This is a genomic window from Pseudomonas sp. RIT778 (assembly GCF_019718735.1).
Taxonomy (GTDB): Bacteria; Pseudomonadota; Gammaproteobacteria; order Pseudomonadales; family Pseudomonadaceae; genus Aquipseudomonas; species Aquipseudomonas aphyarum.
The window spans coordinates 165,634-175,584 of sequence record NZ_JAIHBA010000005.1 but is presented as its reverse complement, the minus strand read 5'-3'; the positions used below and the strand labels follow the sequence as shown (position 1 = coordinate 175,584).

At 59.0% G+C, this 9,951-nt stretch carries 8 protein-coding genes; 5 read left to right on the top strand and 3 right to left on the bottom strand.

Going from position 1 to position 9,951, the window contains the following annotated elements; all coding sequences use genetic code 11:
- Nucleotides 1–327: 327 nt before the first annotated feature.
- Both clpA and clpS read right to left on the bottom strand, forming a co-directional pair.
- A complete protein-coding gene (clpA, locus tag K5E37_RS04725) occupies nt 328–2,598 on the bottom strand; it encodes an ATP-dependent Clp protease ATP-binding subunit ClpA (RefSeq protein ID WP_007951436.1) in 2,271 nt (756 codons plus the stop codon).
- A gap of 30 nt (nt 2,599–2,628) precedes the next feature.
- Nucleotides 2,629–3,012, bottom strand: a complete 384-nt coding sequence (clpS, locus tag K5E37_RS04720) for an ATP-dependent Clp protease adapter ClpS (RefSeq protein ID WP_011334948.1) — start codon at nt 3,010–3,012, stop codon at nt 2,629–2,631.
- 224 nt (nt 3,013–3,236) lie between these two features.
- On the opposite strand from clpS, the gene K5E37_RS04715 reads away from it, so the two are divergent.
- Nucleotides 3,237–3,518 (top strand): cold shock domain-containing protein, encoded by a 282-nt coding sequence (locus tag K5E37_RS04715; RefSeq protein ID WP_127798714.1) that lies wholly within the window; start codon nt 3,237–3,239, stop codon nt 3,516–3,518.
- A gap of 79 nt (nt 3,519–3,597) precedes the next feature.
- On the opposite strand, the gene icd is transcribed toward K5E37_RS04715, so the two are convergent.
- Nucleotides 3,598–4,854: an NADP-dependent isocitrate dehydrogenase gene (gene icd, locus K5E37_RS04710; protein ID WP_007951441.1), complete on the bottom strand. Its 1,257-nt coding sequence runs from the start codon at nt 4,852–4,854 to the stop codon at nt 3,598–3,600.
- Between the two features lie 481 nt (nt 4,855–5,335).
- Between icd and K5E37_RS04705 the strand changes: the two genes are divergently transcribed.
- From K5E37_RS04705 to hflD, 4 genes are all read left to right on the top strand, one after another.
- The gene (locus K5E37_RS04705) at nt 5,336–7,561 is read left to right on the top strand and encodes an NADP-dependent isocitrate dehydrogenase (protein WP_085689990.1); all 2,226 of its coding nucleotides are present in this window, start codon (nt 5,336–5,338) and stop codon (nt 7,559–7,561) included.
- A 78-nt stretch (nt 7,562–7,639) separates the two neighbouring features.
- Nucleotides 7,640–8,086, top strand: coding sequence for an NUDIX hydrolase (locus K5E37_RS04700; protein WP_221533239.1), 447 nt, complete (start codon nt 7,640–7,642; stop codon nt 8,084–8,086).
- Between the two features lie 59 nt (nt 8,087–8,145).
- A complete protein-coding gene (gene mnmA, locus K5E37_RS04695; protein ID WP_074688946.1) occupies nt 8,146–9,270 on the top strand; it encodes a tRNA 2-thiouridine(34) synthase MnmA in 1,125 nt (374 codons plus the stop codon).
- A complete protein-coding gene (gene hflD, locus K5E37_RS04690) occupies nt 9,267–9,890 on the top strand; it encodes a high frequency lysogenization protein HflD (RefSeq protein WP_039767411.1) in 624 nt (207 codons plus the stop codon). Before mnmA ends, hflD begins: the two co-directional genes overlap by 4 nt.
- The last annotated feature ends 61 nt before the right edge of the window (nt 9,891–9,951 follow it).

Here is a 9,951-nt window from a genome sequence, read left to right as displayed (position 1 = left end):
GGGCCCGTCGGCAGGCTGAGTGGAGGGATTGATCCGGGGGTGGGAGCGCAGCGACCGTGCGGCGCAGCCGCATGCATCGAGAGGAGGTGCAGCGAAGCAAACCGTAGGCGATGCCCCCGGATCAATCACGGAGCGAAGGAACCCCGAGCCTCAGCGAGGGGCCGTACGTCAGGGTTAGAGACTTTTTGGTTACTTTTGGGGCGTTTGCCAAAAGTGACCCGCCGTAAGGGCGGAACCCTAAGAAGCCGTTACCGCAACAACGGATATTCACACCAAACAAACAGACAATAAAAAGGCGCCCGAAGGCGCCTTTTCACTTCCCGGCCATCAAGCCATTTCTGCGGTGGTCTCGAAGTCAAACGTCAACTCACCATCCTTGATGTCGATGTGAACCACACCGCCATGCTCGGCCAGCTCACCAAACAGAATCTCCTCCGCCAGCGGACGCTTGATCTTGTCCTGGATCAGACGCGCCATCGGACGAGCGCCCATGGCCGAATCGTAACCACCGGCCGCCAGCCAACTGCGCGCCGCATCGGTGACTTCCAGAAGCACACGCTTGTCTTCCAGCTGCGCCTGAAGCTCGGTAAGGAACTTGTCCACCACGCTTTTGATGACCTCGTGACTGAGGCGACCAAACTGAATGATGGTATCCAGACGGTTGCGGAATTCCGGCGTGAAGCTCTTCTTGATCACTTCCATCGCATCGGACGAGTGGTCCTGATGGGTGAAACCGATCGAAGCACGCGCCGCCGTTTCAGCACCGGCGTTGGTGGTCATGATCACGATCACGTTGCGGAAGTCCGCCTTGCGCCCGTTGTTGTCGGTCAGCGTGCCGTGGTCCATCACCTGCAGCAGCAGGTTGAAGACTTCCGGATGCGCCTTCTCGATTTCATCGAGCAACAATACGCAATGCGGTTGCTTGGTGATCGCTTCGGTCAACAGACCGCCCTGGTCGAAACCGACATAACCCGGAGGCGCACCGATCAGACGCGATACGGTGTGGCGCTCCATGTACTCGGACATGTCGAAGCGAACCAGTTCAATCCCCAGCGCCTTGGCCAATTGACGCGCGGCTTCGGTTTTACCGACACCGGTCGGCCCTGCGAACAGGAACGAACCGACAGGTTTGTCAGGCGACTTGAGACCGGCACGGGACAGTTTGATCGCAGTCGACAGCGAATCGATCGCCGCGTCCTGACCAAACACCGTCAGCTTCAGGTCGCGCTCGAGGTTACGCAGCAGTTCCTTGTCGGAGCTGGTGACGTGCTTCGGCGGAATCCGCGCGATTTTCGCAACGATGTCCTCGACCTCAGGCACTTCGATGCGTTTCACACGCTTCTCGACCGGTTGCAGACGCTGGTAGGCACCCGCCTCGTCGATCACATCGATGGCCTTGTCCGGCATGTGCCGGTCATTGATGTAGCGCGAAGCCAGTTCCGCAGCGGCGCGCAGCGACTCATCGCTGTATTCGATGTTGTGATGCTGCTCGAAACGCCCTTTCAGGCCACGCAGAATACCGATGGTATCTTCCACCGACGGCTCGACGACATCGACCTTCTGGAAGCGACGTGCCAGGGCACGGTCTTTTTCGAAGATGCCACGGAATTCCTGGAACGTGGTCGAGCCGATGCAGCGAATGTCGCCAGACGACAGCAGCGGTTTGAGCAGGTTCGAGGCATCCATGACGCCACCGGACGCAGCACCCGCACCGATGATGGTGTGGATCTCGTCGATGAACAGGATCGCCTGCGGACGTTTTTTCAGTTCGTTGAGCAGCGCCTTGAAGCGCTTCTCGAAATCACCGCGATACTTGGTGCCCGCGAGCAGAGCGCCCAGATCAAGGGAATAAACGACGCTGTTGGCCAGCAGGTCCGGCACCTGGTTGTCGACAATACGCTTGGCCAGGCCTTCGGCAATCGCGGTTTTACCCACGCCAGCCTCGCCTACCAGCAGCGGATTGTTCTTGCGACGGCGCGCGAGAATCTGCGCGACACGCTCGACTTCCGTTTCACGCCCGACCAGCGGATCGATCCGGCCCTGGCGTGCGAGTTCGTTGAGGTTGCTGGCATAAGCGTCCAGCGGATTGCCTGAAGAAGAAGACTCACCGCCCTCGTCGTCCTGCATATCTTGTTCACCTTCAGAGTGATCGCCATGCCCCGGCACTTTGGAAATGCCGTGGGCGATATAGTTGACGACATCAATGCGTGCAACGCTCTGCTGTTTCAGCAGGAACACCGCCTGACTCTCTTGCTCACTGAAGATTGCAACCAGCACGTTGGCGCCGGTCACTTCGCGTTTGCCCGAGCTCTGCACATGAAAGACAGCACGTTGCAGCACACGCTGGAAGCCCAGGGTTGGCTGGGTTTCGCGATCCTCGTCATGGACGGGGATCAGTGGCGTGGTGGAGTCGATGAACTCCTGCAGGTCGTGCTTGAGTTTGTCGAGGTTTGCGCCGCAGGCACGCAATACGGTGGCGGCAGCCTCATTGTCCAATAGGGCCAGCAGCAGGTGTTCGACGGTCATGAATTCATGACGTTTCGAACGTGCCTCCTTGAAGGCAAGATTGAGGGTGACTTCGAGCTCGCGGTTTAACATAGCTTCACCTCATACCCAAGTGGTCGGCGATTAACCGTCCTTCTCGATTTCACAGAGTAGCGGATGCTGGCTTTCCCTGGCGTACTGGTTGACCTGCATGGCCTTTGTCTCGGCGATGTCGCGGGTAAACACTCCACATACTGCCCGCCCTTCTGTGTGGACGGCCAGCATGACCTTGGTCGCCAGCTCGCGATTCAGGTTAAAAAACACCTCGAGCACTTCGACGACGAAATCCATCGGTGTGTAGTCATCATTAAACAAAACCACCTTGTACATCGGCGGCGCCTGTAACGCAGGCTTTGCTTCCTGAACAGCAACGCCTGCCGAATCGTCGTCGTGCTCCTGTGGAAGATCCTTTTGGAGAAGCGGGCGATCCTGATTGAATGTTAGTCGAATCTGGCTGATTGCATGCATGGAAAGAAAGGTTCGTCAGTTGTGCAAATACAGTGGTGGGGGCGGCTTGACACGTTTTCAACTCCGACTGCCCGGTCACCTTGACTATCGGGAAAACGGTGTTACAACCAATAGAACCCACAGTGGGGAAAAAAGATCCGCGGAGTCAATCTTTTTAACGGATTCGACTGCGGATGAATTGGATGATACTCCAGCGATGGAGACTGTTGCAGAGGGATTTGAGCATGGCTGTCGGCAAGGTGAAATGGTTCAATAATTCCAAGGGGTTCGGTTTCATCAACACCGACTCCCGCGAGGGGAAGGACGAGGACGGCAAGGAAATTGATTTCTTTGCCCACTATTCCGCCATTGAAATGGACGGATACAAAACCCTCAAAGCCGGGCAAATCGTCAAATTCGAGATCGTACAAGGCCCCAAAGGCCTGCACGCCACAAAAATTCAGAATGTCGAAGCCGCAAAAGATGCCGCCTCGGCAGCCGCTCAGCACCAGTCAGTGACCAGCTGAAGCGACCCGAACACCTGCCAGAAAACAAACCGCCCGGCTCGATCACTCGAGCCGGGCGGTTTCGTTGCAGACGTCTTTATTACATGTGCTTGATCAGCGCTTCACCGAAGCCCGAAGAAGACACCAGTGTGGCGCCTTCCATCAGACGTTCGAAGTCGTAGGTCACGGTCTTGGCCTTGATGGCGCCATTGGTGCCCTTGATGATCAGGTCGGCCGCTTCGGTCCAGCCCAGGTGACGCAGCATCATTTCCGCCGACAGAATCACCGAGCCCGGGTTGACCTGGTCCTTGCCGGCATATTTCGGCGCGGTACCGTGGGTCGCCTCGAACATGGCCACGGTGTCGGACAGGTTGGCACCCGGCGCGATACCGATACCGCCCACTTCCGCCGCCAGGGCGTCGGACAGGTAGTCACCGTTGAGGTTGAGGGTGGCGATCACATCGTATTCGGCCGGACGCAGCAGGATCTGCTGGAGCATGGCGTCGGCGATGGCGTCCTTGACGACGACTTCACGGCCGGTTTTCGGGTTCTTGAACTTCATCCATGGGCCGCCATCGAGCAGCTCGGCACCGAATTCTTCCTTCGCCACCTCGTAGCCCCAGTCCTTGAAAGCACCTTCGGTGAATTTCATGATGTTGCCCTTGTGCACGATGGTCAGCGACTTGCGGTCGTTGTCCACCACGTATTGCAGGGCCTTGCGCACCAGACGCTTGGTGCCTTCTTTCGAAACCGGCTTGATGCCGATGCCGCAGTCCTGGTCGAAACGGATCTTGGTGACGCCCATTTCTTCTTTCAGGAACTTGATGACCTTGGTGGCTTCAGGGGAGCCGGCTTTCCATTCGATACCGGCATAAATGTCTTCGGAGTTCTCGCGGAAGATCACCATGTCGACGTCGCCAGGCTTTTTCACCGGGCTCGGCACGCCTTCGAACCACACCACAGGGCGCAGGCAGACATAGAGATCGAGCTGTTGGCGCAGGGCAACGTTGAGGGAACGGATGCCGCCACCGACCGGAGTGGTCAGCGGGCCTTTGATGGAAACCACGTAATCCTTGACCGCGTCCAGGGTTTCCTGGGGCAGCCAGGTGTCCTGGTCATAAACCTGAGTTGCTTTTTCGCCAGCATAAACCTCCATCCAGGAAATCTTGCGCTTGCCCCCGTAGGCTTTTTCTACGGCAGCATCAACCACTTTGATCATCACAGGGCTGACGTCGACGCCAATGCCGTCACCTTCGATGAAGGGAATGATCGGGTTATCAGGGACATTGAGAGAATGGTCTGCGTTGACGGTGATTTTGTCGCCGACGGCTGGAACCTGAATCTTCTTGTAACCCATGCTGAACTCCATTGTTTGGATTGAACATCTGGCTTGGTTCGAGCGTAACCCAGTTGAATCAACACGCAAACCCTCTGTTCCGGGCGCGGCCACATCTCGTTTCGTACAAGCCTGAAAGCAAAGGGAAAAGCGCCAATCTCAAGCATTCACGGCGACTCTACGCCCCACCCCGCCCTGCGACCTTTAGACCAATGGACGAGAATCGTTGCATATGAACCATCGGCAGATTGCCAGCTACCTATGTATAATGCCGCCCGCTGACCAAAGGGTCACGACGGCTGGCCTCTCTAGCACGAGACTTTCCGCCTGATTGGTCGGGTTGTTACCGCAGTCCGACTGCTTGACGCTCTACTGATGCACCCAACATCACCGCGAAGATTCTCGACATTCGGTTCATGGATGACTTTGAACGAACGCGCTTACCCGGCGCCCCTCGAGTTTCTGCGCACGCTTTAGCAAAGAAGAGAGAGTTAATCCGAATATGCCCACCCGCTCGAAGATCATCTATACCTTCACCGACGAAGCTCCAGCCCTCGCCACCTATTCCCTGCTGCCGATCATCGAGGCTTACACCGCCTCGGCCGATATCGCCGTGGAAACCCGCGATATCTCTCTTGCAGCACGTATTCTGGCCAGCTTCCCCGAGCAACTGGGCGACAAAGCCGTAGCCGACCACCTCGCCGAACTGGGCGACCTGGCCGTTACGCCTGAAGCCAACATCATCAAGCTGCCGAACATCAGCGCCTCGGTTCCGCAACTGCAAGCCGCGATCAAAGAACTGCAAGCCCAGGGCTACAACCTGCCGGACTACCCGGAAACCGTGACCAGCGACGCCGACAAAGATGCCAAGGCGCGTTACGACAAGGTCAAGGGCAGCGCCGTGAACCCGGTCCTGCGTGAAGGCAACTCCGACCGTCGCGCTCCGCTGTCGGTCAAGAACTACGCTCGCAAGCACCCGCACAAAATGGGCGCCTGGGCCAAGGACTCCAAGTCCCACGTCGCTCACATGAGCACCGGCGATTTCTACGGCAGCGAAAAAGCTGCCCTGATCGACGCCGCTGACGCCGTGAAGATCGAGCTGATCGCCAAAGACGGCACCGCTACCGTCCTGAAAGAAAAAACCACCGTTCAGGCGGGCGAGATCCTCGACTGCTCCGTGATGAGCAAAAAGGCCCTGCGCGCATTCATCGCCGCTGAGATCGACAGCGCCAAGCAACAAGGCGTGCTGCTGTCGGTTCACCTGAAAGCCACCATGATGAAGGTCTCCGACCCGATCATGTTCGGCCAGATCGTTGCCGAGTTCTACAAGGACGCCCTGACCAAGCACGCCGACGTGCTGGCCGAGATCGGCTTCAACCTGAACAACGGCATCGGCGACCTGTACGCCCGCATCAAATCCCTGCCGGCCGAGCAGCAAGCCCAGATCGAAGCTGACGTGCAAGCGGTCTACGCCGTTCGTCCGTCGCTGGCGATGGTCAACTCCGACAAAGGCATCACCAACCTGCACGTGCCGAGCGACGTTATCGTCGACGCCTCGATGCCGGCCATGATCCGTGACTCCGGCAAGATGTGGGGCACCGACGGCCAGCTGCACGACACCAAGGCTGTGATCCCGGATCGTTGCTACGCCACCATCTACCAGGCCGTGATCGAAGATTGCAAAGCCAATGGTGCTTTCGATCCGACAACCATGGGCAGCGTGCCAAACGTTGGCCTGATGGCTAAAAAGGCCGAAGAATACGGCTCCCACGACAAGACCTTCCAGATCAAGGCCGACGGCGTGGTTCGCGTGACCGACAGCAAAGGCACCCTGCTGATGGAACAGGCTGTTGAAGCCGGCGACATCTTCCGCATGTGCCAGACCAAAGACGCGCCGATCCAGGACTGGGTCAAACTGGCCGTCAACCGCGCTCGTGCAAGCGCAACTCCAGCCATTTTCTGGCTGGACCCGATGCGCGCCCACGACGGCGTGGTGATCGAGAAGGTTCAGGCTTACCTGAAAGATCACGACACCGCTGGTCTGGACATCCAGATCATGGCGCCGGTCGATGCCATGAAATACACCCTGCAGCGCACCCGCGAAGGCAAGGACACCATTTCGGTGACCGGCAACGTACTGCGTGACTACCTGACCGACCTGTTCCCGATCATGGAACTGGGCACCAGCGCCAAGATGCTGTCGATCGTGCCGCTGATGAACGGCGGTGGCCTGTTCGAAACCGGCGCTGGCGGTTCGGCTCCGAAGCACGTGCAGCAACTGGTCGAAGAGAACTTCCTGCGCTGGGATTCGCTGGGTGAATTCCTGGCCCTGGCCGCTTCTCTCGAGCACCTGGGTGTGAACTACAACAACCCGAAAGCGCTGGTTCTGTCCAAGACCCTGGACCAGGCCACCGGCCAGTTCCTCGACAACAACAAGTCGCCATCGCGCAAAGTCGGCAACATCGACAACCGCGGCAGCCACTTCTACCTGGCAATGTACTGGGCACAAGCCCTGGCCGCCCAGACCGAAGACGCTGCACTGCAAGCGCAGTTCGCGACTCTGGCCAAGACCCTGACCGAGAACGAAGCGACCATCGTCGCCGAGCTCAACGCCGTTCAAGGCAAGCCAGTGGACATCGGCGGTTACTACCACGCCAATGCCGAGCTGATCAGCAAGGCCATGCGCCCTAGCGCAACCCTCAACGCGGCCATCGCTGCGCTGGTATAAGGTTGTAAAGGGAACATCACAAACCCCGGCCATGCGCCGGGGTTTGTGTTTCTGCCTTTCGCCCAGGAGATTCAATCAATGCAATGGCTCCCCCACATCACCGTCGCCACCATCGTCGAGGACAACGGCCGCTTCCTGATGGTCGAGGAACACAAGGCCGGGCGTAACGTGCTCAATCAGCCCGCCGGTCATCTGGATCCGGACGAAACCCTGATCGAAGCCTCCGTGCGCGAAACCCTCGAAGAAACCGGCTGGGACGTCGAGCCCACTGCTGTGGTCGGCATTTATCTGTACACCGCCCCGAGCAACGGCGTGACTTACCAGCGCGTATGCTTCAGCGCCAAAGCCTTGAAACATCACCCGGATTATCAGCTCGACGACGGCATCGTCGGCGCCAAGTGGCTGACCCGCGACGAATTATTGGAGCAGCGCGAGCACTGGCGCAGCGAGCTGATCATCCGCTGCATCGATGATTATCTGGCCGGCAATCGCTTCGGCCTCGAACTGATCCGCCCTTCCCTTTAGCCTTGAGGCCGTGAGCCTGATAGAATCGCGTCCTTTTTCAAGACACTCATTGAATCCCTATGCGTGATCCAGCCCCTTCTGACACATCCAAGAAGCGCGTCATTGTCGGCATGTCCGGCGGCGTGGACTCTTCCGTTTCCGCTCTCCTGCTGATCGAGCAGGGTTACGAAGTGGAAGGCCTGTTCATGAAGAACTGGGAAGAAGACGACGGAACGGAATACTGCACCGCCATGGACGACCTGGCGGATGCTCAGGCTGTGTGCGACAAGATCGGTATCAAGCTGCACACCGCCAACTTCGCCGCCGAGTACTGGGACAACGTGTTCGAGCACTTCCTGGCCGAATACAAGGCCGGCCGCACGCCGAACCCGGACATCCTGTGCAACCGCGAGATCAAGTTCAAGGCGTTCCTCGACTACGCCATGATGCTCGGTGCCGACCTGATCGCTACCGGTCACTACGTGCGCCGCCGCGACATCGATGGCCGCACCGAGCTGCTCAAAGGCCTGGATCCGAACAAGGATCAGAGCTACTTCCTGCACGCCGTCGGCGGCGAACAGATCGCCAAGACCCTGTTCCCGGTCGGCGAGCTGGAAAAGCCGGAAGTCCGTGCCATTGCCGAGAAATACGAGCTGGCGACTGCCAAGAAGAAGGATTCCACCGGGATCTGCTTCATCGGCGAGCGTCGCTTCAGCGATTTCCTCAAGCAATACCTGCCGGCGCAACCGGGCGAGATCAAGACTACCGAAGGCGAAGTCATCGGCCGCCACCACGGTTTGATGTACCACACCATCGGCCAGCGTCAGGGCCTGGGCATCGGTGGCCTGAAAGACGCCGGCGACGAGCCGTGGTACGTGCTGCGCAAGGATCTGGACACCAACGAGCTGATCGTCGGCCAGGGCAACAACCATCCGTGGCTGTTCTCCAGCGCCCTGCTCGCTTCGGAAATCTATTGGGTCAACCCGATCGACCTGAGCCAGCCGCTGCGCCTGACCGCCAAGGTTCGTTATCGCCAGAGCGATCAGGCCTGCACGCTGGAAAAAACCGAGACCGGTTATCGCGCCGTGTTCGACGAGCCGCAACGCGCGGTCACGCCGGGCCAGTCGGTGGTGTTCTATGACGGTGAAATCTGCCTCGGTGGCGGCGTGATCGAAGTCGCCGAGCCGTGGAGCGGCCAGGCATGAGCCCGACTCAGGAGCAATTGACCGCTCTGGGCGGCGTGTTTCTCGCCGCCGTGCTGGTCGACCGGATCGCCAAGACCGGCCAGACCAACGAGGCCGGCCTGAGCTGCATGCTCGGCAGCCTGCTGGTTCGCGACCCGAAAGACACCCTGGATGTTTACGGCGGCGACGACATCAACCTGCGCGAGGGTTACCGCGCGCTGATCGGCGCCCTCGAGCGCGACCCGAGCACCTTGCAGCGCGAACCGCTGCGCTACGCCCTGTCGATGCTCGGCCTCGAGCGGCAACTGGCCAAGCGCAACGACATGCTCGACGTGATCGGCAAGCGCTTGCCGCAGATCCAGTCGCAGGTCGAACATTTCGGCCCGGCCCACGAAAACGTGATCGCGGCCTGCGGTGCGCTGTATCAGGACACCCTGAGCACGCTGCGCCAACGCATTCAGGTGCATGGCGACATGCGCAACCTGCAGCAGCCGAGCAATGCCTCGAAGATCCGCGCCCTGCTGCTCGCCGGCATTCGTTCGGCACGCCTGTGGCGTCAGCTCGGCGGCCATCGCTGGCAGCTGGTCGTCAGCCGACGCAAATTGCTCAAAGAGCTGTATCCGTTGATGCGCAGCGAGTAAATCGTCGCGCAACAAAAGCTTTGTAGTCTGTAACGCGTAATACGCCGGTCAGTTGGCGACG